Genomic DNA, 23,549 nt, shown 5'->3' on the forward strand with positions numbered 1-23,549 from the left:
TGAAACGAGGCTGCGATCTTTTAATCCCACTCACCCCTCAAAACGTTCCGACACTCTTTGCAGTAAAAGCCAACTTAACGATGTTGTTGGGATTGCCCTGCCACTTCTGCACGTCAGTCGGTACGGTTTCGTTGCGCACAATGCACTTCCATTCCACCTCTTTGCCGTCGTCCGCACCTGGAAAAAGTACTTTGCCGGTCCATGTAGGGTAGGCAGCAGGATCGAGCTTTATGGCTTGGGTCGGATCCCAGTTTCCCAAGTTCGGATGGTTGCCGACTACATACACGCTGTAGCCCGGTGTCGTGACGCCGTTGTCGCACTGAAAGGTTACTTCGTCTCTGATCGGCGTCCACTGGCCACCTTGGGCATCGCGGAACACCGGCAGCATCGCCAACAAGAGAGCGCCCAGCGGTAACAGGTAATAATCGCGAGACATGGTGAACACCTCAATTCAATCCAGTGGGTTCAGCTTATTCCCGGAAAAACCGAGTGTGACCTGTCATAAATGACAGTTCATTAGAACGCTTGGCGATAGTTTTAAAGTTACTTATTTAAAATCAAGCTTGCTCGCGACAGCGCCTACGACAGCTGCATCACGAGGATGAAGTCGCCTTCGGCCCCAACCGTTTATCCGAAAATCATCCCGACCTGTAATTTCTGACAGTAGCCAACTTTTCCTGATCGAGCGCTTGATAACCCATCGCTGCGGGCTATCACATCGACAGGAGCACACCATGGACAAGCCATCAAACGTACCAGGCATCCTCGAGTTGCCCTTTTTCACCATTCCCGGCTGGGTAAGTCCGGTTCAGCCTCCCGACCTGGCGCATGGTGGGGTCTCGATTCGGGTCGCCGAGCTGGACAATCCCGAAAAAGGAATGCAATGCGTAATCGACCCATGGCCAGATACTGTGTTCGCGGTGTTGGCCGAAGGAGATCATGTCAGCCTCCACGTCAATAACGACGACTTGCCCGTGGACGGTAAAACCGTCCAGAAAGGCGAAGAGAGCAATCGAATTGACCTCTATATACCTGTAGGCACGCTGCGCAACGGGGTCAACCAACTTCAGTACAGGGTTAGACGCATCAGCGGTAACCACGACGAATCAGACCCGATGAATGTGTTGTTCTATCGCCCGGGGCCCTCGGCTTTGCGCCTAGTCCTGCCCCCCGATGTGGTGAGGGACGGTGTGAGTGCCGAACGCGCCGCGCGGGGGGGGGGTTGCGAATGCCATTACAGTACGCCACATGCTTTTGATACGGTTCGCCTGACCGGCAATTCCGCCACCGTCAGTCAACCGGTCGCGGCTGGGCAAACCTCTCCCGTTTTGATTACGCTCGACCTCGATTTTTTCCGCGAGGCCGGCGACAACCCTGCGGCACCGTTCTATTTCACCGCCACGGATCAGCTAGGTAATCGTGGATTATCCTCGACCGTCAATATCGATATTCATCTGGGGCGCGTGGACTTGGACTTGCGAGCGCCGGTCGTGCTGGAAGCCAGGGAAGCCGGTGGTACACGCCTGAACTTCCAGAAAGACTTTTACGAAGCGCAGTTCGCTACCGTGACGGTCAACTACACCGGTTCCGCACCTGGGCAAACCGTGAAGTTGTATTGCATCGGACGCAGAAATACCTACGGTTCAGAGATCCAGACCATACAAGTCGCCGGTCAAACCTTGACCTTTCTCGTACCACGGCTGGAAGTAATTGATTCCATCGGAAATCTGATGACGTTCTACTACACCGTCAGGCTGCCCGGTACGAGTGAAGAGCACCCATCCAGATCGCTGGGGGTCAATGTCACCACTCAACCGCTTCATCTTCCAGAGCCAACACTTAATGCCGGCAGGAATAATGCCCGTGTGTATTTCCCGGTATTGGTTGGCGAGTACAGAGTGCGACTGAGGCTGCATGGCACTGTTATCAGGGATTCGGCGGAGATCTATATCAATCGCGCGGATTACATGGATATTGCCGTGCCCTCGAGCTGGCTGACGGAGAACATGAACAAGGACGTCATCTTCAATTACACGCTAAGAAAAACCGACACAGGTGAACTTATCCAGTTTTCCTGGTGTTTGAGAGTGCGCCTGTAGCGTTGTGCCTGACCTTCAACCTACCCCGTAAGTAATCAGGCTTGAACACGGCTGATCCCATGGCGCTGTATTCAGGCAAGGACATTGTCATGCGTAAAATAATTGCACTTTTATTAGTGGCTTTGATGGCCGGTTGCACCCAACAACCCGTTATTGATACAGCCGTTCCGATAACACCCTTAAGCCAAACACTAGCGGGGCCGGAAGTTGCCGCTCAACTCAATACGTTGTATGGGCGTCGATTTCCCAATTGCAACAACTCGGACTCGCAGCCGGCATTCCTGTGTTCTGGCGTGACCCTGCGCGTCACGGTCAAAGACCCGGCCAATACCTATAAAGTATGGGATCCCAGCCCGACTTCAGTGGCCAGCGGCGGTGTGTCATTTTCCTATTTGCGCGCCGACTCCAACTTTGGGCAATTGGCCTGGGGTAATACCAATGGCCTGATTTTTTACCCGATTTTTGAAGCTCCGGCGGACAAGATTGATGTCGATTACATGTGTGCTTATCCAATGGATGCCTGGAATTGGAATCGAACCTCGCCTTGCGGCTATCACGCCTCTTTTCCAAACCAAAGCGGGGCTTGCCAGAGCGTGGGGGTGACCACCGCCGAACAATGGATGACTATCTGGAACAGTTCGCCCACAGAAAGGAATATCCGCCAATGCAGTTTCGATATCCGAGACGAACGAAACGCCTTGGCCGGGCCGGCGTTTTACCAATTCGTGCGGGCGAAGGGTTTACTTGGCGCTACTGGTTTCGGTGAGCAAAACGAGATCGTGATAAAAACCTGGGCGGCCGGTCGGCCCAATACACTGCCACTGATGGCGTTCTTTTACGTACAGGGAGGGCCAGGTACGGCCCTGGCAGACGCCCGATACAATCAACAGGATTTCTACAATTCCACTAACCCGCACATCACCGTGCCGATCATCCGTCTGACGTTGCCCACTTCCTCGGCGGGGACTGCCAACTTCTCCTATAACGCGGCCGATCAGGCGGTGGGCACAGCCAAGGCATTCAGGTTCCAGACTGGCACGAGTATTCTTACTTCACGATGGGTGCGATCAACTCAGCTTACGGCAACCGGTAAAACACCCGTATTTACCCTCGAGTATTGGGCGGATGGAACGCCTCCCTATCAGTGCAGTTCCTCACAACCCGATATTGTGTCGGCACAAATGCGCGGTGATATGTGTGTCACCAGCCGAAAAAACCCAGGCGATGCCACGATAACTGCAGTTGATGGAAGCGGGCAGACCCAATCGTTTATTGCTCGGCACCAAATAAAAACGTTCAATCTGCAGATTTCACCTACAGCCTTGGATGCCGCGGCCGGGGTAAGTTGGTTGAAGGCCAACGGGCTGACAGGGCCACCCTTTAGTGAAGAAGTATCCACGGCACTCACCGCGATGTATCGATATACACCGGGCGTCAAGTTTTTGATGAATTTAATCCCTGTTCATAATGAGCGTGGCACCGTCATTGAATATGACGGAAGTAAATGGGTACGGTCATCAGTGACCTCCGGACCGTTTCGTGTGGTGGGTGTGAAATCGTCTGAATTCTAAGGCCGATGGTTGTCGGGATAACGCTTTGCATCCACTCTATTTCATGCCGACAAGGAGCGTTATCCGACACTCCGTCGCGATAAAGGGAGCTTGCAGCATGACCGAAGAGACAAAACTGAAAGGCCCGGCGTCGTACTTCCCGTCAATCGAGAAAAAGTACGGCCAGCCCATCAGCCACTGGCTGGGATTGCTCGGGACAGTGAGCGGCAAGAAGCATATGGAAATGGTGGCTTGGCTGAAAGATGAGCATGGAATGGGGCATGGCCATGCGAATGCGTTGGTGGCGCATTATTTGGCGAGTGTTAAGTAGTGAGTGCTATGTAAGTGGCATGTAGTTACATGCAGGTGGACGTGCTGCCGTCTTCGCGAGCAAGCCCGCTCCCACATTGGTTCTGGTGTTGTTCGCAAGATGTGCGGCCGACACATATCCCCTGTGGGAGCGGGTTTGCTCGCGAAGGCGTCCGATCCGGCACCGCATAAACATGTTAACGGCGCATGTTTAAAGACACTCGGTGTTACGTCATAAGCGGCTACAACGCCTTGCGTCGTTGCCTACGCGTACGCCAGAATCCGCCGGCTTGTGCGGCTGTGGGGTGGGCGATATCGTTTCCGGGTCACTGCAAAACAGTGATCGGGTTTGGTAGCCCGCCTTTAAGTGAACCGCATGGCGTCACCTTTTATGGTGGTTATGCGTGGGGCTCCTTTGTGAGCGCCGGGTTTCTCACTTAGACCGGTCTACCAACCCACGCATGGCCGCCACCCAACGTTTGGTAGCGAAGGGTGATGGCTCCTTAATACTCTAAGTGAAGGTTCCATCCATGTTCAAAGTAACGCCCAACCCCCCGAATACCAATCCAGTACCGTTCGACGTCACTTTCAATCTTGACCCCAAGAAAATGAAAGAAGCCGCCGACCGCGCGCTCAGCCATTACCTCAACCCCGGGGCGACGAAAACGCAGATACCGCCCCGCAGGTCCGGCACCTTCCTCACCATCGACGCAGCGGTGGATGACGAAACGTTGCTGGTCGAGGCTTATGAGTCGGTGTCATCGGTGCGCAAGATGCTCATCGACCTCGCCGAACTGGAAGACGGCCCGCGACGCCATACGATGCTGGTGATGCATCGGTCGCTGTTGATCGGTGAGATGGCGGTCAATCGCGTACTGGATAACCACAAGCCTGGTTAGCAGCCAGGCACCCGAGTGAGGGAGGCGACTCCCTCACTGCACTTGAACACTTTTGTGGCGAGGGAGCTTGCTCCCGCTGGGCTGCGCAGCAGCCCCAATAAAGCTGTCGCGGTGTTCCAGAAAGAACTCGATGACCGATTTGGGGCCGCTTCGCAGCCCAGCGGGAGCAAGCTCCCTCGCCACAGTGGTCCGCGATCAGACTTGAAATCAGGGAAGGATTTCGAAAGAGGTGCTGGCCAACAACTCACCATTCACCATGATGTGCACAGCATGCGCGCCCGCGTAATGCCTACGCGTGGTCAGCTCCTTGATCTGCTGCCCGCGACTGACGAGCTCACTGGCATACCCAGGCAGGGTGAGGGTCTTTAGCTTGAACACCTTCGCCGAAGTCCCACCATTGGCCTTCACATAATCAATCGCATAATCAATCACCAGCCGCTGACTCGCCGCCACAGTGGATTTCACGCTAAACGAAAGCGTGACTTTCTCCCCCAGCCGAATCACCGCCGGCTCAACCTTCACCCCGACAATCTCAACCTCAGGCTTGCCACCCGCGCCAATCACCGCCAACGCCCGCTGATTGCCCTGTTTGATCAAACTGCGCAGCGCATGTTTGGCAATCCACGCGGTGTGCTTGTTCTCCAGCGACCAGCCCTCGATCAAATCCAGCACCCACTCCGGGTGATCCTTGGTGATGTCGTTGAGGTGATTGGCCACGGACTTGCGCACGTAAAGGCTTTCATCCGCTTTGAGATTATCGAGAATCGCCGCCGCCAATGTCGGGTCTGCTTGAATCGGTTCCAGGCGAAACGACCACGGTAAACGCGGACGGCTGCCTTCGCTGGCCAAGCGCCGCACATGTTCGTTTTTATCCCGCGACCACACCTGCATAAGCGCCAATGAGCGCTCAAGATCACTGCGCAGAAAGTGCCGGATCGCAAATTCGGAAGAACCGAACGAGGTGAAAAACTTCAGCGCATCCATTGACTGCTCAAAGTCATGCGCGCCGTACATCGCCACATAATTCGGCAACGAGATGCTGACAAATCCGCTATTCAGACGCGGGGCGAGGGCGCGCAGCACTTCAAGGGATTCTTCGAAATTCAGCGGCAACACCGCATGCAGGCACTCACTCACCCGCGCCATGCGCTGCATGATCGACAACTCAGCGAGGCCTTCATTGGCCATTTTCAGAAAGGCCTTGGCGTTGAACGCCGGGTAGACCGCCGTCATTTCGGTCGCGATGTGCTTGAGGCGCTCGGCGTTGAAGATTTCCTTCAGCGCCGGGGCAGGGGTTTCAGCGGCGGTCATGAGCGAATCCGTGAAGAAGGGCGGCTCAGGTTATCGGGGTAGCGATGAACGCCTCAAGCTTTTCCGCCTGGGCGGTGAATTCAGCGATCTGCGGGAAGCGTGAGGCGTCGACCTGATCCGGCACCACGAGGTTGGTGAAACTCCAGGCGACTGCGACGGTAATTCCGTCCTGCGCAATCTCGGAACCACCCGGCAATGGTTGCTTCGAAAGCTCCCGTTCCAGCGCCGAATAGGCTGCGGCAAGTTGCCCTTCAACCCGCTCAACCCACGGCTGATGCTGAATGTCCGCCGGCCGCAGATTACGTTCGTAGTAAAGCTGCACAGACTTCTCGCACGCCGCCAACGCCAGCCCGATCACCCGCAACGAACGCAGACGCTGCTTCAGATCACTCGGCATCAGGCTGTTCGAAGGCCCGGCCAACGCTTCCAGGTAGTCGATGATCAGCGTCGAATCGACCAACACCTCGCCGTCATCCAGTATCAGCGTCGGCGCCTTGACCACCGGATTGATCTGCTGGAACTGCTCGAAATGCCTGAACACCGACACCGATTCGTGCTCAAGATCGATGCCCAAGTGTCTGGCGGAAATCGCCACACGCCGCACGTAAGGAGAATCCAGCATGCCGATCAGTTTCATGACGCGTTCCTTCAAGTCGAACCGGGGGAGGGCATAACCTAGCCGAGCCTGAAGGAATTGTCAGTCCTCGAAACCAACCTGCTCATGAATCTCATCCACCTTCAGTTCCAACCGATACGCCACCGCAATAAACAACGCCTGACACAAACACAACGTCGCACTCAACGACCGGAACGCAAACGAACTCCCTTCATTCACCAGCAACACCGTGCTCGCCCGCTTGGCCAGGGGCGAAAGATTGCTGTCGGTGATGATCAGGGTTTTCGCCTGGTGGTGCTGGGCGATGCGCAGGCAGTGTTGGGTTTCTTTGCCGTAGGGCGTGAAGCTGATGGCGATCACCAAGTCATTGGCGCGCACGCTGCGCATCTGCTCGCGGTAGCTGCCGCCGAGGCCGGACACCAGGTGAATGCGCTTGTTGGTGTGTTGCAGGTTGTAAACCAGGTAGTCCGCCACCGCGAACGAACGGCGCACGCCGACCACGTAGATGTTGTCGGCATTCACCACAAGATCCACGGCTTTGTCGAAGGCGACATCGTCGAGTTCCATGCCCAGGCGTTCGATGCCCGACAGCGTGGCGTTGACGCATTCGCGGGCGAGGTCGCCGCCGCTGGCCTTCTGCGACTTGTTGGCGATCATGCTGCGGATGCGCTGCTGGTAGTTCTGCACCGGCGTGGTCTTGTGGGTGTACGCCTCGCGGAACAACGCCTGCATCTCGCTGAAACCGCTGAAACCGAAGCGCTGGGAGAAGCGCACGATGGCCGACGGGTGCACTTCGCATTCCCGGGCGATGTCGCTGATGCGATCGACCATGATCCGGTCGCTCTGCTGGCTCATGTAGCTGGCGATGCGTTTGAGCTGGCGCGGCAGGCTTTCGTATTCGTTGGTGATCAGCTGCAGCAATCGCTCGGCATTGATCGGTGGGCTCTGGAGGTCGCTCTCGGGCGTGCTCTCGGTCGTAGCCGGCTGATCGGTGCGGGACATAGGAAATCCTTCTGGCTTGTTCTTATAGGAATGACGAATCGGTCATCCCCTGACAATAGGTTGGCTGTGCGCAGTCTACAGGGTAGGCCGGAATAAAATCTTGAGCTTGCCGTCGGCAAGCCGCCTGCTGAAACGATGCACTGCCTCTGGAACGCTCGTACCGGAGTTTATTGGAAAAAATATTCCACGTAAAAAATATATAGAATAAATATTGATTGTTCGGTCCCGGTCGTTTTAGTCTGCATCCACCAAGAGTGTTCGGCACGTCCAGCGTCCCGAACGCAGGCTGATAAAAATAACAGGAGCCAGCATGGGCCAGACTCGTTTTGCCAGTGGGCGTCAATTGGATCTGATTTGCCTGGGGCGCCTTGGCGTCGACCTCTATGCGCAGCAAGTCGGGGCGCGGTTGGAAGATGTTTCAAGCTTCGCCAAGTACCTCGGTGGATCCTCCGCCAACATCGCGTTCGGCACCGCACGCCTGGGCCTCAAGTCGGCGATGCTGAGCCGGGTCGGCGACGACCACATGGGCCGCTTCCTCCTCGAATCCCTGGCCCGCGAAGGTTGTGATGTCAGCGGCATCAAGGTCGATCCGGAGCGCCTGACCGCCATGGTCCTGCTGGGCCTCAAGGACCGCGAAACCTTTCCGTTGGTGTTCTACCGCGAAAACTGCGCCGACATGGCGCTGCGGGCCGAAGACATCAGCGAAGCCTTTATTGCCTCCAGCAAAGCCTTGCTGATCACCGGCACCCATTTCTCCACCGACGGCGTGTACAAGGCGAGCATCCAGGCCCTGGACTACGCCGAGAAGCACAACGTCAAACGCATTCTAGACATCGACTATCGCCCGGTGCTGTGGGGCCTGGCCGGTAAGGCTGACGGCGAAACCCGTTTCGTCGCCGACCAGAACGTCAGTCAGCATGTGCAGAAAATCCTCCCGCGTTTTGACCTGATCGTCGGCACCGAAGAAGAGTTTTTGATTGCCGGTGGTTCCGAGGATTTGCTCACCGCGTTGCGCAACGTGCGGCGTCTGAGTGACGCGACGTTGGTGGTCAAGCTCGGCCCGCAAGGTTGCACGGTGATTCACGGGGTGATTCCGGTGCGTCTCGAAGATGGCGCGATCTACCCCGGCGTGCGCGTCGAAGTGCTCAACGTGCTGGGCGCCGGCGATGCCTTTATGTCGGGTTTTCTCGCCGGTTGGCTGGAAGACGCCAGCGACGAGCGTTGCTGCCAATTGGCCAATGCCTGCGGTGGTCTGGTGGTGTCGCGCCACGCCTGCGCCCCGGCGATGCCGACCCGCGCTGAACTCGACTATCTGTTCAACAGCCCGGTGCCGATCACGCGGCCGGATCAGGACGTCACGCTGCAACGCCTGCACCAGGTCAGCGTGCCGCGCAAACAGTGGAAACAACTGTTCATCTTCGCCTTCGACCATCGCGGGCAACTGGTGGAACTGGCGCACAAGGGCGGTCGCGACCTCAACGCCATCGGCGAACTCAAGCAACTGTTTATTAAAGCCGTGGAACGGGTAGAGGCTGATTTGCGCACCCAAGGCATCGAAGCCGATGTCGGGCTACTGGCGGATCAACGCTTTGGCCAGGACTCCCTGAACGCCGCCACCGGCCGTGGCTGGTGGGTGGCGCGGCCGGTGGAAGTCCAGGGTTCGCGGCCATTGGCCTTCGAGCACGGGCGCTCCATCGGCAGCAACCTGATTGCCTGGCCACAAGAACAAATCATCAAGTGCCTGGTGCAATTCCACCCGGATGACGAGCCACTGTTGCGTCTGGAGCAGGAAGCGCAGATCAAGGGTTTGTACCAGGCGTCCCAGGTCAGCGGTCATGAATTGCTGCTGGAAATCATCCCGCCCAAGGATCACCCGTCGACCCATCCGGACGTGCTCTATCGCGCACTGAAACGCCTCTACAACCTGGGCATCTACCCGGCGTGGTGGAAGATCGAAGCGCAGAGTGCCGAGGAGTGGAAACAGCTCGACGAACTGATTCAGGAGCGCGACCCGTACTGCCGTGGCGTGGTGCTGCTGGGCCTGAATGCCCCGGCGGCGGCATTGGCCGAAGGCTTTCAACAGGCCAGCCAGAGCCGGACCTGTCGCGGGTTTGCCGTGGGCCGCACGATTTTCCAGGAGCCGAGTAGGGCGTGGATGGCGGGGGAAATCGACGATGAAACGTTGATCCGCCAGGTGCAGGGCACGTTTGTCGAACTGATCGACGCCTGGCGCACCGCCCGCGCCTGACCAAACACTGCAAAACCACCTTGTGGGAGCGGGCTTGCTCGCGAAGAGGCCGGCACATTCAACCCATGTGTCGCCTGATACACCGCCTTCGCGAGCAAGCCCGCTCCCACAAGGGGTTCAGCGTCGGTCTTACAGATTTGTAAAAACAATAAAAGGTGCAGCCATGCCCGCTATCCGAATTGGCATCAACCCGATCTCCTGGAGCAACGACGACCTGCCGTCCCTTGGTGGCGAGACGCCGCTGAGCACGGCGTTGAGCGAAGGCAAGGAAATCGGCTACGAAGGTTTCGAACTCAACGGTAAATTCCCCAAGGATGCCAAAGGCGTCGGTGACGTGCTGCGGCCTTACGATCTGGCGCTGGTGTCCGGCTGGTATTCCAGCCGTCTGGCCCGCCGTTCCGTGGCCGAGGAAATCGACGCCATCGGCAGCCATGTCGAGCTGCTGGCGAAGAACGGCGCGAAGGTGCTGGTCTACGGCGAAGTCGCCGACTCGATCCAGGGCCAGCGCATTCCACTGGTCGAGCGCCCGCGTTTCCACACCGAACAAGCCTGGCAAGAGTACGCCGACAAACTCACCGAACTGGCGCGTTTTACCCTGTCCCAAGGCGTGCGCCTGGCGTATCACCATCACATGGGCGCCTACGTCGAATCCCCGGCGGACATCGATAAATTGATGGCCCTGACCGGCAGCGAAGTCGGCCTGCTGTTCGATTCGGGCCATTGCTACATGGGCGGCGGCGAACCGTTGCAGGTGCTGCGCAAGCACATCGAACGCATCTGCCACGTGCATTTCAAGGACGTGCGCAAACCGGTGGTGCAACTGGCGCGCAACCACTTGTGGAGTTTTCCGGACTGCATCATCAACGGCACGTTCACCGTGCCCGGCGATGGCGACATCGACTTCGGCGCATTGCTCGATGTGCTGTTGGCCGCCGATTACCACGGCTGGCTGGTGGTCGAAGCCGAACAGGATCCGGCAGTCGCGCCAAGTTATGTCTACGCCAAGAAAGGCTTCGACACCTTGCGCTCACTGCTCGACGAGAGGATTAAGTGATGAGCCTGCTGGTTAAAAGCAATGCCCGTGGCCGGACCATGGTCGAGCTGGGCAAAGGTGAGTTGGAATACGTCGGTTTCGCCGCCTACCGCTTGAGCCTCGGTGAAACCTTGCCCGTCAGCGCGGGCGATAAAGAACTGTGCCTGGTGCTGCTCAGCGGTCGCGTCAGCATCAAGGGCGAAGCGCCGGGGCAGGGCGCGTTCGACTGGGACAACCTCGGCGATCGCCAATCGGTGTTCGAAGACAAATCCCCGTACGCCGCGTACCTGCCGCCGGGCAGTCAGGCGCAAGTGGTGGCGCTCAGCGATGTGCAAATCGCCGTGTGCGCCGCGCCCGGCTCAACCGCCGACAACCTTGGCCCACGCCTGATCAAACCCGAAAGCATGAAGCGCAGCGTGCGCGGCAAAGGCGCGAACACCCGTTACGTCTGCGACATCCTGCCGGACACCGAGCCCGCCCATTCGCTGCTGGTGGTGGAAGTGCGCACGCCGTCCGGGCACTCGTCGAGCTATCCGCCGCACAAGCACGATACCGACGACCTGCCGCACCAGAGCTTTCTCGAAGAAACCTACTACCACCAGATCAACCCGCCCCAGGGCTTTGTGTTCCAGCGGGTCTACACCGACGACCGCAGCATCGATCAGGCCATGGCCGTGGAAAACAGCGACCTTGTGGTGGTGCCCAAGGGGTATCACCCGGTCAGCGTGCCGTATGGCTACGAGTCGTATTACCTGAACGTGATGGCTGGGCCGAAACGCGTCTGGCAGTTCCATAACGATCCGCAACATAGCTGGCTTCTGGATCTCTGAATTTCAACATTTACACGGAGAACAAGAACAATGAGCAACACCCCGGTTTTAGGCCATTACATCAATGGCCAGGTGCAAGACAACGGCAGCGAACGCTTCAGCAATGTGTTCAACCCGGCCACCGGCGCGGTGCAGGCGCGGGTCGGATTGGCGAGCGAGAAGACCGTCGACGAAGCCGTGGCCTCGGCCCTGCAAGCCTTTCCGGCGTGGTCTGAGCAATCGTCCCTGCGTCGCTCCCGGGTGATGTTCAAGTTCAAGGAACTGCTCGACCGCCACCACAACGAACTGGCGGAAATCATCAGCCGCGAACACGGCAAAGTCCTGTCCGACGCCAAGGGCGAAGTCACTCGCGGCATCGAAATCGTCGAGTACGCCTGCGGTGCGCCAAACCTGCTGAAAACCGATTTCAGCGACAACATCGGCGGCGGTATCGACAACTGGAACCTGCGTCAGCCACTGGGCGTGTGCGCCGGGGTTACGCCGTTCAATTTCCCGGTGATGGTGCCGCTGTGGATGATCCCGCTGGCGCTGGTGACCGGTAACTGCTTCATCCTCAAGCCGTCCGAGCGCGACCCGTCCGCCAGTTTGCTGATGGCGCGTTTGCTCACCGAAGCCGGGTTGCCGGACGGTGTGTTCAACGTGGTCCAGGGCGATAAAGTCGCGGTGGATGCGTTGCTGCAACACCCGGACATCGAGGCGATTTCCTTTGTCGGCTCGACGCCGATTGCCGAGTACATCCACCAGCAAGCCACCTCTCGTGGCAAACGTGTGCAGGCGTTGGGCGGGGCGAAGAACCACATGATCGTCATGCCCGACGCGGATCTGGATCAAGCCGCCGACGCCTTGATTGGCGCCGCTTATGGCTCCGCCGGCGAGCGTTGCATGGCGATCTCGATTGCGGTGGCGGTGGGCGATGTCGGCGACCAATTGATTGCCAAGTTGCTGCCGCGCATTGATCAGCTCAAGGTCGGCAACGGCATGCAGGGTGACAGCGACATGGGGCCGTTGGTGACGGCCGAACACAAGGCCAAGGTCGAAGGCTTTATCGGTGAAGGCGTGACACAGGGCGCGCAATTGATCGTCGATGGCCGCCACTTCAAGGTGCCCGGCGCCGAGAACGGTTTCTTCGTCGGCGCGACGCTGTTCGATAACGTCACGCCCGAGATGAGCATCTACCAGCAAGAGATTTTCGGCCCGGTGCTGGGCATCGTCCGCGTGCCGGATTTTGCCAGCGCCGTGGCGTTGATCAACGCCCACGAATTCGGCAACGGTGTGTCGTGCTTCACCAGCGACGGCGGCATTGCCCGCGCGTTTGCCCGCACGATCAAGGTCGGTATGGTCGGCATCAATGTGCCGATCCCGGTACCGATGGCCTGGCACTCGTTCGGCGGCTGGAAGCGCTCGTTGTTCGGCGACCACCACGCGTATGGCGAAGAAGGCATCCGCTTCTACAGCCGCTACAAAAGCGTGATGCAGCGTTGGCCTGACAGCATCGCCAAGGGCCCTGAATTCAGCATGCCAACCGCCAAATAATTCACCTGCGGAGAACAACAATAATGAGCAAGCCCCTGCGTTTCGCCCTGAACCGTATGGTCGCCCCCCGTTTGTCCCTGCCGGCGTTTATCGACCTGGCGGTGACCCTCAAGGCCGACGCCATCGAGATCCGCAACGACCTCAAAGGCATCGAGATCGAAGACGGCACCGCGCCGGAAGCGGTGCGTGAGTTGTGCGCGGCCAAAGGCATCACCGTGCTGTCGATCAACGCGCTGTACCCGTTTGATGTGTGGAATGACGAGCGCCGGACCCAGGCGTTGAAACTGGCGGCGTATGCCCGGGATTGCGGTGCGCAAGGGCTGGTGATGTGCCCTTTAAATGATCGCGCCGATTCGCGCAACGAAGCGGAACGTGCCTCGGGGTTGCGCACGGCGTTGACTGAACTGGCGCCGATCCTGCGCGATCACGGGATTCTCGGGTTTATCGAGCCGCTGGGGTTTGAAGAGTGTTCGCTGCGGCGCAAACGTCCGGCGGTGGAGGCGATCAAGGCGATTGGTGGGCTGGATGTGTTTCGCCTGGTGCATGACACCTTTCACCATCACCTGGCCGGTGAGCAGGAGTTTTTCCCTGAGCTGACCGGGTTGGTGCATATCTCTGGCGTCGAGGATGCCGAAGCGCCGCTGAACAGCATTCGCGACGGTCATCGGGTGCTGGTGGGCGAGGGCGACATCCTTGGCAATGCCGCGCAGATCGAAACCTTGCTGGGCAGCGGTTATGGCGGCTACCTGTCGTTCGAACCGTTCGCCGACAGCGTGCATGGCCTGGCGGATATCGAACAGGCGATCGGCGCGAGCATGAACCACCTGCAAAACTCTCAAGGCTAATGAAGATCCCCCCTGTGGGAGCGGGCTTGCTCGCGAATGCGGAGTGTCAGGCGACATCAATGTTGGATGTGCCGCCGCTTTCGCGAGCAAGCCCGCTCCCACAGGGGGCGCATTTCAAGGCACACACCGGATTTGGCTTCAAAGGAAGGTGCAAGCATGACCACTACAAGACTGACCATGGCCCAGGCCCTGGTGAAATTCCTCGATAACCAGTACATCGAGGTCGATGGCGTCCAGAGCAAATTCGTCGCCGGAGTCTTTACCATTTTCGGCCACGGCAACGTGCTCGGCCTGGGCCAGGCCCTGGAGCAGGACAGCGGCGACCTGATCGTGCATCAGGGCCGCAACGAACAAGGCATGGCCCATGCCGCCATCGGTTTCGCCAAGCAACACCTGCGGCGCAAGATCTACGCCTGCTCTTCATCGGTCGGCCCCGGCGCGGCCAATATGTTGACTGCTGCCGCCACGGCCACCGCCAACCGCATTCCTTTATTGCTGCTGCCCGGCGATGTCTACGCCTGTCGCCAGCCGGACCCGGTGCTGCAACAGATCGAACAGTTCCACGACCTGAGCATCAGCACCAACGATGCCTTCAAAGCCGTGAGCAAATACTGGGACCGCATCAACCGTCCCGAGCAACTGATGACCGCAGCGATCCACGCCATGCGCGTGCTCACCGACCCCGCCGAAACCGGCGCCGTGACCCTGGCCTTGCCCCAAGACGTGCAGGCCGAAGCCTACGACTACCCGGATTATTTCCTGCAAAAACGCGTGCACCGCATCGAGCGGCGTCCGGCCACCGAAGCCATGCTCGGCGACGCGTTGGCGCTGTTCAAAGGCAAGCGCAAACCGCTGATTATTTGCGGTGGCGGGGTGCGTTATTCCGGGGCCAACGCCGCGTTGCAGGCGTTTGCCGAACGCTTCGATATTCCGTTCGCTGAAACCCAGGCCGGCAAAAGCGCGGTGGTGTCGAGCCATCCGCTTAACGTCGGTGGCATCGGCGAAACCGGTTGCCTGGCGGCGAACCTGCTGGCGAAAGACGCTGACCTGATCATCGGCATCGGCACTCGCTACAGCGACTTCACCACCGCGTCGAAATCCTTGTTCCAACATCCCGAGGTGCAATTCCTCAACCTCAATATCAGCCCGTGCGATGCGCTGAAACTCGACGGCGTGCAACTGCTCGCCGACGCCAAGTCCGGTTTGCTGGCGCTCGCCGATGCACTGGGCGATTACCGTTCGAGCTGGGGCGATCAACCGCGCCAGGCCAAGGCGCAACTGGATGAGGAAGTCGATCGCATCTATCAGGTCGAGTACCAGGCCAAGGATTTCGTCCCGGAAATCAACGACCACATGGACCCGGCCGTGCTGCGCGAGTTTATCGAGCTGACCGGTTCCTGCCTGACCCAGAGCCGTGTGCTCGGCGTGCTCAACGAAACCCTGGCCGATGACGCGGTGATCGTCGCCGCCGCCGGCAGCCTGCCCGGCGACTTGCAGCGCAGCTGGCGCAGCAAGGGCGTGAACACCTATCACGTCGAGTACGGTTATTCGTGCATGGGTTACGAGATCAACGCCGCACTGGGCGTGAAGCTTGCCGAACCGGATCGCGAGGTCTATGCGCTGGTGGGCGATGGCTCCTACATGATGCTGCACTCGGAGCTGGCGACCTCGATTCAGGAGCGGCGCAAGATCAACGTGGTGCTGCTGGACAACATGACCTTTGGCTGCATCAACAACCTGCAAATGGAACATGGCATGGACAGCTTCGGCACCGAGTTCCGTTTCCGCAACCCGGAAACCGGCAAGCTCGATGGCGGCTTCGTGCCGGTGGATTTCGCCATGAGCGCGGCGGCCTACGGCTGCAAGACTTACAAGGTGAACACCGTTGAAGAGCTGCAAGCGGCGCTGGCGGATGCGCGGTTGCAGACTGTCTCGACCCTGATCGATATCAAGGTGCTGCCCAAGACGATGATTCACAAATACCTGTCGTGGTGGCGGGTCGGCGTGGCGCAAGTCTCCACCAGCGCTCGCACCGACGCGGTGGCCAAGACCCTGAACGAACGACTGGCCAAGGCCCGTCAGTACTGATTGCCCCTGAAACCAACAACAATTTTTCGCAGGAGAATCTTTATGTCATTGAAGCTTGGCGTCATCGGCACCGGGGCCATCGGCCAGAACCATATCCGTCGTTGCAGCCAGACCTTGCTCAATAGCCAGGTGGTTGCCGTCACCGACATCAATTTGCAGCAAGCCGCGAAAGTCGTGTCCGACCTGAAGCTGACCGCCGAGGTCTACCCCGACGGCCACGCGCTGATCAAGGCGCCAGAGGTCGAGGCTATCCTCGTCACCTCTTGGGGCCCGAGCCACGAAGAGTTCGTGCTGGCTGCCATCGCGGCGGGCAAACCGGTGTTCTGCGAGAAGCCCCTGGCCGTCACCGCCGAAGGTTGCCGCAAGATCGTCGAGGCCGAAGTGGCCCAAGGCAAGCGCTTGGTGCAGGTCGGTTTCATGCGTCCTTACGATGAAGGCTATCGTGCCCTCAAAGCGGTGATCGACAGCGGCCAGATCGGCGAGCCGCTCATGCTGCACTGCGCGCACCGCAACCCGACCGTAGGCGAAAACTACAAGACCGACATGGCGATCACCGACACCCTGATCCATGAACTGGACGTGTTGCGTTGGTTGCTCGACGACGACTACGTTTCGGTGCAAGTGGTATTCCCGCGCAAGTCCAGCAAAGCCCTCGCGCACCTCAAAGACCCGCAAATTGTCCTGCTGGAAACGGCCAAGGGCACGCGCATCGACGTGGAAGTGTTCGTCAACTGCCAGTACGGCTACGACATCCAGTGTGAAGTGGTGGGGGAGACCGGCATCGCCAAGTTGCCGGAACCGCAACAGGTGCAATTGCGCAGTGGTGCGAAGCTGTCGAACGCGATTCTGATGGACTGGAAGGATCGGTTTATCGCGGCGTATGACGTGGAGTTGCAGGCGTTTATCGACGGTGTGCGTGCCGGTCAAGTCGGCGGCCCGTCGGCATGGGACGGCTTCGCGGCGGCGGTGGCGGCGGACAAGTGCATCGAAGCACAAAACAGCGGCCAGATCGTCAAAGTCGGCCTGCCAGAGCGCCCACGCTTCTACGGCTAACCCCAGACCCAATGTGATTGATCGTTCCCACGCTCCGCGTGGGAATGCATCCCGGGACGCTCCGCGTCCCAAGAGCGGACGCAGAGCGTCCATGGCGGCATTCCCACGCAGAGCGTGGGAACGATCAGTGCCAAGTGAAGGAGAACAATAAAATGCGCATCGCACTAGACCCCTACATGTACCGCACGCTGTCCCTGGGCAAGATGGTCGATAAAGTCGCCGAACTCGGCTACGAACATATCGAACTGTCCCCCCGCGAAGACTTCCTGCCGTTCTACAAAGCCCCGCGCGTGGACAAGGCGCGGATCAAGGAATTTCGCAAAGCCCTGAGCGACACCGGGGTCAAACTCTCTTCCTTATTACCGATGTACCACTGGGCCGCCGCCGACGAGGGCCTGAGGATCGCCGCCGTGCGCAACTGGAAGCGCGCGATCCAGATTGCCGTGGAAATGGATTGCGAACTGGTCAACACCGAATTCACCGGCCAGTCGGACAACCCGCTGGTGTGCGAGAACCAGTTCATGCGCTCCATGGACGAGTTGATCCCCGAGTTCGAACGCGAGGGCATCAAGCTCGATATCCAGGCGCATCCGTATGACTTCTGCGAGCGCAACAACGAGTCGGTGGACATCATTCGCGGCCTCGATCGCGACTGGATCAACTACCTCTACGCCGCGCCGCACACGTTTTTCTATGACGACGGCGTCGGCGATATCGCCTCGATGCTCAAGTACGCCGGCTCCAAGCTCAGCCACTTGATCATCGCCGACACCTACAACCACAAGGCTTCTTCGGGCTTGCGCTATATCGTCAACCCGCCGGGGGTGGTGGCCACCGTGCATCAGCATCTGGACATCGGCCAGGGCGAGGTCAATTGGGACGCGTTTTTTGGCACGTTGCGCGAGATTAAGTTCGACGGCATCGCCACGGTGTCGGTGTTCGCCTGGGAAGACCGGCCGGACGAGTCCAACCGGATGATGCTCGAACGGGTCAAAAGCGAGCTCTGTCGCTAAGCCCCACACAAACCCCTTGTGGGAGCGGGCTTGCTCGCGAAAGCGGTATCCCATCCAACATCTTCGTTGGCTGACACACCGCCTTCGCGAGCAAGCCCGCTCCCACAGGGATTAGGGGCATCCAGTGAGCGGCTCATATAACAATAAGAAGGAATGCACACATGCGTATCGGACTTGTCGGTTACGGCCATGGCGGCCGGTTTTTCCATGCTCCGCTGCTCAGCAGTCTGCCGGGCGCCACGTTTGTTGGCGTGGTCACCCGTTCCCCGGAGCGCCGACAGTTGCTCGCTGCCGAACACCCCAACGTGCCGGCCTTCGACAGCATCGGCCAACTGGTGGAAGCCGGGATTGATGTGCTGGTGGTGTCCACGCCGCTCAAGGGCCGTCCGGCGCTGGTGCTTGACGGCATCGAGCACGGGGTGGCGGTGGTCAGCGACAAACCGTTCGCCGCCGATGCGCAGCAGGCGCAAACCCTGATCACCATGGCCGAGCGCCAGGGCGTGCGGCTCAGCGTCTACCAGAACCGGCGCTGGGATTCGGATTTCCTCACCGTGCGCAAACTCATCGAGTCCGGCGCGCTAGGACAAGTCACCCGTTTCGAATCGCGCATCGAACGCTACGCGCCGCAAGCGGTGAACAACCCCAGTGGCGGCGGTTTCCTGCGGGATTTGGGCAGCCACTTGGTGGACCAGGCGTTGCTGCTGTTCGGCCCGGTGACGCAGGTGTATGCCGAGCTGGAGTACCTGGAAAAAGGCCAGGCCTTTGATAACGGCTTCTTTATGTCACTGACCCACGCCAGCGGCGTCACCTCGCACCTGGGCGGCAGTTGCCTGCAAAACACCCCCGGACCGCGCTTTCGGGTCACCGGCACCCAGGGTTGCTACAGCGTCGATGGCCTGGACGGGCAGGAGGCCCTGGCGCTGGCCGGGCTCTCACCGAAAACCGAAGGCGAACGCTGGGGCGTCGAAGAGCACCGGCGCTGGGGCTGGTTTGAACAGGGCGAAGTACGCGAGCGCGTTCCGTCCGAACGCGGTTGCTGGAACCAGTTCTATTTACAGCTACAAACCGCGTTGCAGAGCGGTGGCCCACTGCCGGTCGAGGCCCGTGATGCACTGGCGGCCACCCGTGTTCTGGACGCGGCGCGATTGAGTGCCGAGCGCCATCAAGTGGTGGAATTAGGTCAGTTCGATGCCCGTGGAATAAAATCAGAATAAAATTCTAAAATGAGTTGATATAGAAATTATATTCCAATAGAGTCATTTCCAGCGACTGCCTCGCGATACGTTTCACGCTTTTGCTACTGACTGAAATCGACACGCTTTATCCATAAAACCAACAAGAATGTGGAGAAAGACTTTTCATGAAGACCCAGATCCGTTTCGCCTCACTTGCCCTGTCCCTGATGTTCGCCAGCGGCGCTGCATTGGCTGATATGAAGATCGGCGTGAGCATGTCCCAGTTCGACGACACCTGGCTGACCTACCTGCGCGAATCCATGGACAAGAAAGCCAAGTCCTACCCCGATGGCGTGCAACTGCAATTCGAAGATGCCCGCAGCGATGTGGTCAAGCAGCTGAGCCAGGTGGAAAGCTTCATCAGCCAGAAAGTCGATGCCATCGTGGTCAATCCGGTGGACACCGCCGCCACCAAGAAAATCACTGAAGCCGCTGTCAAGGCCGGCATTCCGCTGGTCTACGTCAACCGCCGCCCGGATGACCTGAAACTGCCCAAAGGCGTGGTCACTGTCGCGTCCAACGACCTGGAGGCCGGTGAAATGCAGATGCAATACCTGGCCGACAAAATGGGCGGCAAGGGCGACATCGTGATTCTGTTGGGCGACCTGGCGAACAACTCCACCACCAACCGCACCAAAGGCGTCAAAGAGGTGCTGGCCAAGTACCCGAACATCAAGATCGAGCAGGAGCAGACCGGCGTCTGGTTGCGGGATAAAGGCATGACCCTGGTCAACGACTGGCTGACCCAGGGCCGCAAGTTTGACGCGGTGGTGGCCAACAACGACGAAATGGCGATTGGCGCCGCGATGGCCCTGAGTCAGGCCGGCGTTGACAAAGGCACGGTGCTGATTGCCGGGGTCGACGGTACGCCGGACGGCTTGAACGCGATCAAGAAAGGCAACATGGCGGTCTCGGTGTTCCAGGACGCCAAGGGTCAGGCGGACGGTTCCATCGACACGGCGGTGAAAATGGCCAAGAACGAGGCGGTGGAACAGAACGTCTGGGTGCCGTATCGCCTGATCACTCCGCAAAACGTCGACACCTTCAAATAGTCCGTCCGTTCAATAACAACAATAAGCACGCAAGGTTGCCACGGTGACCTTGCTGATGGAGTACCTGATCATGTTCGCTTCAGCGACTGCTTCGAGCACCCCGTTGGTGGGTAGCCAGCCAACCGCAACACCTGTCGATGAGCCGTACCTGCTGGAGATCATCAACGTCAGCAAGGGTTTTCCCGGTGTGGTGGCCTTGTCCGATGTGCAACTGCGGGTGCGCCCAGGCTCGGTGCTGGCCCTGATGGGCGAGAACGGCGCGGGCAAATCGACCCTGATGAAAATCATCGCCGGCATCTATCAGCCGGATGCCGGTGAGATTCGCCTGCGGGGCAAACCGGTGGTGTTCGACACGCCGCTGTCGGCGCTCCAGGCCGGGATCGCGATGATTCACCAGGAACTCAACCTGATGCCGCACATGAGCATCGCCGAAAACATCTGGATCGGTCGCGAACAGCTCAACGGCCTGCACATGATCGATCACCGCGAAATGCACCGCTGCACCGCGAAACTGCTGGAACGCCTACGCATCAACCTCGACCCGGAAGAGCAGGTCGGCAACCTGAGCATCGCCGAGCGGCAGATGGTCGAGATCGCCAAAGCTGTGTCCTACGACTCCGACGTGCTGATCATGGACGAACCGACCTCGGCCATCACCGACAAGGAAGTGGCCCACCTGTTCTCGATCATTGCCGACCTCAAGAGTCAGGGCAAAGGCATCATCTACATCACCCACAAAATGAACGAAGTGTTCGCCATCGCCGATGAAGTGGCGGTGTTCCGCGACGGTGCCTACATCGGCCTGCAACGGGCCGACAGCATGGACGGCGACAGCCTGATTTCAATGATGGTCGGCCGCGAGCTGAGCCAGTTGTTCCCGGTGCGCGAGAAGCCGATTGGCGATCTGCTGCTGTCGGTGCGCGACCTCAAGCTCGACGGGATTTTCAAAGGCGTGTCCTTTGACTTGCATGCCGGGGAGATTCTTGGGCTTGCCGGGTTGATGGGGTCCGGGCGGACTAACGTTGCCGAAGCGATTTTCGGCATCACCCCCAGCGACGGCGGCGAGATTCGCCTCGACGGCGAGGTGGTGCGCATCAGCGATCCGCACATGGCGATCGAGAAGGGCTTCGCGCTGTTGACCGAGGATCGCAAGCTCAGTGGCCTGTTCCCGTGCCTGTCGGTCCTGGAAAACATGGAAATGGCCGTGCTGCCGCATTACGCCGGTCACGGTTTCATCCAGCAGAAAGCCTTGCGGGTGTTGTGCGAAGACATGTGCAAGAAGCTGCGGGTCAAGACCCCGTCGCTGGAGCAGTGCATCGACACCCTGTCCGGCGGCAATCAGCAGAAAGCCTTGCTGGCGCGCTGGCTGATGACCAATCCGCGGATCCTGATCCTCGACGAGCCGACCCGGGGCATCGATGTCGGCGCCAAGGCCGAGATCTATCGGCTGATCTCCTACCTCGCCAGCGAAGGCATGGCGGTGATCATGATTTCCTCGGAACTGCCGGAAGTGCTCGGCATGAGCGACCGGGTGATGGTCATGCACGAGGGCGACCTGATGGGCACCCTCGACCGCAGCGAAGCGACCCAGGAACGGGTGATGCAACTGGCCTCGGGTATGTCCGCGGTTCACTAATTGATGTCGGCGGTGGCTGCGGCCAGCGCGGGCGACGCGATAAAAGGGTGAGTGGTTATGAACGCGATACTGGAAAACAAGCCGGCAACGGCACCGACCAAAAGCCGTCGGCGCTTTCCGACGGAACTGAGCATCTTCCTGGTGCTGATCGGTATCGGCCTGGTCTTTGAGGTGTTCGGCTGGATCGTGCGCGACCAGAGCTTCCTGATGAACTCCCAGCGTCTGGTGCTGATGATCCTGCAAGTGTCGATCATCGGCCTGCTGGCCATCGGCGTGACCCAGGTGATCATCACCACCGGTATCGATTTGTCTTCCGGGTCGGTGCTGGCGTTGTCGGCGATGATTGCCGCGAGCCTGGCGCAGACTTCGGACTTTGCCCGGGCGGTGTTCCCGTCGCTGACCGACTTGCCGGTGTGGATACCGGTGATTGCCGGGCTCGGGGTCGGACTGCTGGCGGGGGCGATCAACGGCAGTATCATTGCCGTCACCGGGATCCCGCCGTTCATTGCCACCCTCGGCATGATGGTGTCGGCCCGTGGCCTGGCGCGGTATTACACCGAAGGCCAACCGGTGAGCATGTTGTCCGATTCCTACACCGCCATCGGCCATGGCGCGATGCCGGTCATCATCTTCCTGGTGGTGGCGGTGATCTTCCACATCGCCCTGCGCTACACCAAGTACGGTAAATACACCTACGCCATCGGCGGCAACATGCAGGCGGCGCGCACCTCCGGGATCAACGTCAAGCGGCATCTGGTGATCGTCTACAGCATCGCCGGGTTGCTCGCGGGCCTGGCTGGCGTGGTGGCCTCGGCCCGAGCAGCGACCGGGCAGGCCGGGATGGGGATGTCGTATGAACTGGATGCGATTGCCGCCGCAGTCATCGGCGGCACCAGCCTGGCGGGCGGGGTAGGTCGTATCACCGGGACCGTGATCGGTGCGCTGATTCTCGGGGTGATGGCCAGCGGCTTTACCTTTGTCGGGGTCGATGCGTATATTCAGGACATCATCAAGGGGCTGATCATTGTGGTGGCGGTGGTCATCGACCAGTACCGCAACAAGCGCAAACTCAAACGCTGAAACCGCAATTAACAGCAAAATGCGCCACGCCTGACCCGCGTGGCGCAGCCGTTTGTCTTCTATATACAGCCGCTGGACTGAATTTCTTGCTATAAACGCACTCCGATAACCACCACA

At 59.2% G+C, this 23,549-nt stretch carries 20 protein-coding genes; 16 read left to right on the forward strand and 4 right to left on the reverse strand.

Translation table 11 applies throughout. The annotated features are described in order from the left end of the window. Window positions 1–37 precede the first annotated feature (37 nt). Window positions 38–436: a carbohydrate-binding module family 20 domain-containing protein gene (locus ACIQY3_RS08365; RefSeq protein ID WP_403018477.1), complete on the reverse strand. Its 399-nt coding sequence runs from the start codon at window positions 434–436 to the stop codon at window positions 38–40. Window positions 437–734: 298 nt separating this feature from the next. On the opposite strand from ACIQY3_RS08365, the gene ACIQY3_RS08370 reads away from it, so the two are divergent. The 4 genes from ACIQY3_RS08370 to ACIQY3_RS08385 all read left to right on the forward strand — a co-directional run bounded on the left by ACIQY3_RS08370 (window position 735) and on the right by ACIQY3_RS08385 (window position 4,857). Beyond that, entirely contained in the window at window positions 735–2,099 is a 1,365-nt protein-coding gene (locus ACIQY3_RS08370; RefSeq protein WP_403018478.1) for a hypothetical protein, read from the forward strand. An 89-nt stretch (window positions 2,100–2,188) separates the two neighbouring features. Next, window positions 2,189–3,670, forward strand: a complete 1,482-nt coding sequence (locus ACIQY3_RS08375) for a hypothetical protein (protein ID WP_403018479.1) — start codon at window positions 2,189–2,191, stop codon at window positions 3,668–3,670. 97 nt (window positions 3,671–3,767) lie between these two features. After that, window positions 3,768–3,980, forward strand: coding sequence for a DUF4287 domain-containing protein (locus ACIQY3_RS08380; RefSeq protein WP_403018481.1), 213 nt, complete (start codon window positions 3,768–3,770; stop codon window positions 3,978–3,980). 508 nt (window positions 3,981–4,488) lie between these two features. After that, complete coding sequence (locus tag ACIQY3_RS08385) at window positions 4,489–4,857, forward strand: DUF6124 family protein (protein WP_403018482.1); 369 nt, start codon at window positions 4,489–4,491, stop codon at window positions 4,855–4,857. 207 nt (window positions 4,858–5,064) lie between these two features. Here the strand turns inward: ACIQY3_RS08385 and ACIQY3_RS08390 are convergent, their stop codons facing one another. The 3 genes from ACIQY3_RS08390 to ACIQY3_RS08400 are packed head-to-tail and all read right to left on the reverse strand — an operon-like array spanning window position 5,065 to window position 7,786. Continuing rightward, window positions 5,065–6,168: a DNA alkylation repair protein gene (locus ACIQY3_RS08390; RefSeq protein WP_403018483.1), complete on the reverse strand. Its 1,104-nt coding sequence runs from the start codon at window positions 6,166–6,168 to the stop codon at window positions 5,065–5,067. Window positions 6,169–6,193: 25 nt separating this feature from the next. Further along, window positions 6,194–6,805, reverse strand: a complete 612-nt coding sequence (locus ACIQY3_RS08395; protein ID WP_403018484.1) for a glutathione S-transferase — start codon at window positions 6,803–6,805, stop codon at window positions 6,194–6,196. A gap of 60 nt (window positions 6,806–6,865) precedes the next feature. Further along, window positions 6,866–7,786 carry a MurR/RpiR family transcriptional regulator gene (locus tag ACIQY3_RS08400; protein WP_054052853.1) on the reverse strand — a complete coding sequence of 307 codons (921 nt, stop codon included), beginning with the start codon at window positions 7,784–7,786 and terminating at the stop codon, window positions 6,866–6,868. 310 nt (window positions 7,787–8,096) lie between these two features. On the opposite strand from ACIQY3_RS08400, the gene iolC reads away from it, so the two are divergent. The 12 genes from iolC to ACIQY3_RS08460 all read left to right on the forward strand — a co-directional run bounded on the left by iolC (window position 8,097) and on the right by ACIQY3_RS08460 (window position 23,432). Then, window positions 8,097–10,034: a 5-dehydro-2-deoxygluconokinase gene (gene iolC, locus ACIQY3_RS08405; protein ID WP_403018485.1), complete on the forward strand. Its 1,938-nt coding sequence runs from the start codon at window positions 8,097–8,099 to the stop codon at window positions 10,032–10,034. A 163-nt stretch (window positions 10,035–10,197) separates the two neighbouring features. Continuing rightward, window positions 10,198–11,088: a myo-inosose-2 dehydratase gene (iolE, locus tag ACIQY3_RS08410; RefSeq protein WP_403018486.1), complete on the forward strand. Its 891-nt coding sequence runs from the start codon at window positions 10,198–10,200 to the stop codon at window positions 11,086–11,088. Further along, window positions 11,088–11,897 carry a 5-deoxy-glucuronate isomerase gene (gene iolB / locus ACIQY3_RS08415; RefSeq protein ID WP_403018487.1) on the forward strand — a complete coding sequence of 270 codons (810 nt, stop codon included), beginning with the start codon at window positions 11,088–11,090 and terminating at the stop codon, window positions 11,895–11,897. Before iolE ends, iolB begins: the two co-directional genes overlap by 1 nt. A gap of 30 nt (window positions 11,898–11,927) precedes the next feature. Continuing rightward, entirely contained in the window at window positions 11,928–13,430 is a 1,503-nt protein-coding gene (locus ACIQY3_RS08420) for a CoA-acylating methylmalonate-semialdehyde dehydrogenase (RefSeq protein ID WP_403018488.1), read from the forward strand. A gap of 23 nt (window positions 13,431–13,453) precedes the next feature. Continuing rightward, window positions 13,454–14,275: a TIM barrel protein gene (locus ACIQY3_RS08425; protein WP_403018489.1), complete on the forward strand. Its 822-nt coding sequence runs from the start codon at window positions 13,454–13,456 to the stop codon at window positions 14,273–14,275. 156 nt (window positions 14,276–14,431) lie between these two features. Beyond that, window positions 14,432–16,363 carry a 3D-(3,5/4)-trihydroxycyclohexane-1,2-dione acylhydrolase (decyclizing) gene (gene iolD, locus ACIQY3_RS08430; RefSeq protein WP_403018491.1) on the forward strand — a complete coding sequence of 644 codons (1,932 nt, stop codon included), beginning with the start codon at window positions 14,432–14,434 and terminating at the stop codon, window positions 16,361–16,363. Window positions 16,364–16,405: 42 nt separating this feature from the next. Further along, window positions 16,406–17,416 (forward strand): Gfo/Idh/MocA family protein, encoded by a 1,011-nt coding sequence (locus tag ACIQY3_RS08435; RefSeq protein WP_403018493.1) that lies wholly within the window; start codon window positions 16,406–16,408, stop codon window positions 17,414–17,416. 152 nt (window positions 17,417–17,568) lie between these two features. Beyond that, the gene (locus tag ACIQY3_RS08440; RefSeq protein WP_403018494.1) at window positions 17,569–18,429 is read left to right on the forward strand and encodes a sugar phosphate isomerase/epimerase family protein; all 861 of its coding nucleotides are present in this window, start codon (window positions 17,569–17,571) and stop codon (window positions 18,427–18,429) included. A gap of 161 nt (window positions 18,430–18,590) precedes the next feature. Further along, window positions 18,591–19,643 (forward strand): Gfo/Idh/MocA family protein, encoded by a 1,053-nt coding sequence (locus tag ACIQY3_RS08445; RefSeq protein WP_403018495.1) that lies wholly within the window; start codon window positions 18,591–18,593, stop codon window positions 19,641–19,643. A gap of 146 nt (window positions 19,644–19,789) precedes the next feature. Continuing rightward, on the forward strand, window positions 19,790–20,716 hold the full coding sequence (locus ACIQY3_RS08450; RefSeq protein WP_403018497.1) for a sugar ABC transporter substrate-binding protein: 927 nt from the start codon (window positions 19,790–19,792) through the stop codon (window positions 20,714–20,716). 70 nt (window positions 20,717–20,786) lie between these two features. Continuing rightward, window positions 20,787–22,352, forward strand: coding sequence for a sugar ABC transporter ATP-binding protein (locus tag ACIQY3_RS08455; protein ID WP_403018771.1), 1,566 nt, complete (start codon window positions 20,787–20,789; stop codon window positions 22,350–22,352). A gap of 57 nt (window positions 22,353–22,409) precedes the next feature. Then, window positions 22,410–23,432 (forward strand): ABC transporter permease, encoded by a 1,023-nt coding sequence (locus ACIQY3_RS08460; RefSeq protein ID WP_054052830.1) that lies wholly within the window; start codon window positions 22,410–22,412, stop codon window positions 23,430–23,432. Window positions 23,433–23,549: the final 117 nt, after the last annotated feature.

This window comes from Pseudomonas sp. NPDC096950, from assembly GCF_044762525.1.
Lineage (GTDB): Bacteria > Pseudomonadota > Gammaproteobacteria > Pseudomonadales > Pseudomonadaceae > Aquipseudomonas.

Coding starts and splice junctions, on each gene's coding strand:
- iolD (WP_403018491.1), top strand. CDS start 14,432: ATGACCACTACAAGACTGACCATGGCCCAGGCCCTGGTGAAATTCCTC.
- ACIQY3_RS08380 (WP_403018481.1), top strand. CDS start 3,768: ATGACCGAAGAGACAAAACTGAAAGGCCCGGCGTCGTACTTCCCGTCA.
- ACIQY3_RS08435 (WP_403018493.1), top strand. CDS start 16,406: ATGTCATTGAAGCTTGGCGTCATCGGCACCGGGGCCATCGGCCAGAAC.
- ACIQY3_RS08385 (WP_403018482.1), top strand. CDS start 4,489: ATGTTCAAAGTAACGCCCAACCCCCCGAATACCAATCCAGTACCGTTC.
- ACIQY3_RS08420 (WP_403018488.1), top strand. CDS start 11,928: ATGAGCAACACCCCGGTTTTAGGCCATTACATCAATGGCCAGGTGCAA.
- ACIQY3_RS08370 (WP_403018478.1), top strand. CDS start 735: ATGGACAAGCCATCAAACGTACCAGGCATCCTCGAGTTGCCCTTTTTC.
- iolC (WP_403018485.1), top strand. CDS start 8,097: ATGGGCCAGACTCGTTTTGCCAGTGGGCGTCAATTGGATCTGATTTGC.
- iolE (WP_403018486.1), top strand. CDS start 10,198: ATGCCCGCTATCCGAATTGGCATCAACCCGATCTCCTGGAGCAACGAC.
- ACIQY3_RS08400 (WP_054052853.1), bottom strand. CDS start 7,786: ATGTCCCGCACCGATCAGCCGGCTACGACCGAGAGCACGCCCGAGAGC.
- ACIQY3_RS08450 (WP_403018497.1), top strand. CDS start 19,790: ATGAAGACCCAGATCCGTTTCGCCTCACTTGCCCTGTCCCTGATGTTC.
- ACIQY3_RS08365 (WP_403018477.1), bottom strand. CDS start 436: ATGTCTCGCGATTATTACCTGTTACCGCTGGGCGCTCTCTTGTTGGCG.
- ACIQY3_RS08395 (WP_403018484.1), bottom strand. CDS start 6,805: ATGAAACTGATCGGCATGCTGGATTCTCCTTACGTGCGGCGTGTGGCG.
- ACIQY3_RS08455 (WP_403018771.1), top strand. CDS start 20,787: ATGTTCGCTTCAGCGACTGCTTCGAGCACCCCGTTGGTGGGTAGCCAG.
- ACIQY3_RS08425 (WP_403018489.1), top strand. CDS start 13,454: ATGAGCAAGCCCCTGCGTTTCGCCCTGAACCGTATGGTCGCCCCCCGT.
- ACIQY3_RS08390 (WP_403018483.1), bottom strand. CDS start 6,168: ATGACCGCCGCTGAAACCCCTGCCCCGGCGCTGAAGGAAATCTTCAAC.
- ACIQY3_RS08445 (WP_403018495.1), top strand. CDS start 18,591: ATGCGTATCGGACTTGTCGGTTACGGCCATGGCGGCCGGTTTTTCCAT.
- iolB (WP_403018487.1), top strand. CDS start 11,088: ATGAGCCTGCTGGTTAAAAGCAATGCCCGTGGCCGGACCATGGTCGAG.
- ACIQY3_RS08440 (WP_403018494.1), top strand. CDS start 17,569: ATGCGCATCGCACTAGACCCCTACATGTACCGCACGCTGTCCCTGGGC.
- ACIQY3_RS08460 (WP_054052830.1), top strand. CDS start 22,410: ATGAACGCGATACTGGAAAACAAGCCGGCAACGGCACCGACCAAAAGC.
- ACIQY3_RS08375 (WP_403018479.1), top strand. CDS start 2,189: ATGCGTAAAATAATTGCACTTTTATTAGTGGCTTTGATGGCCGGTTGC.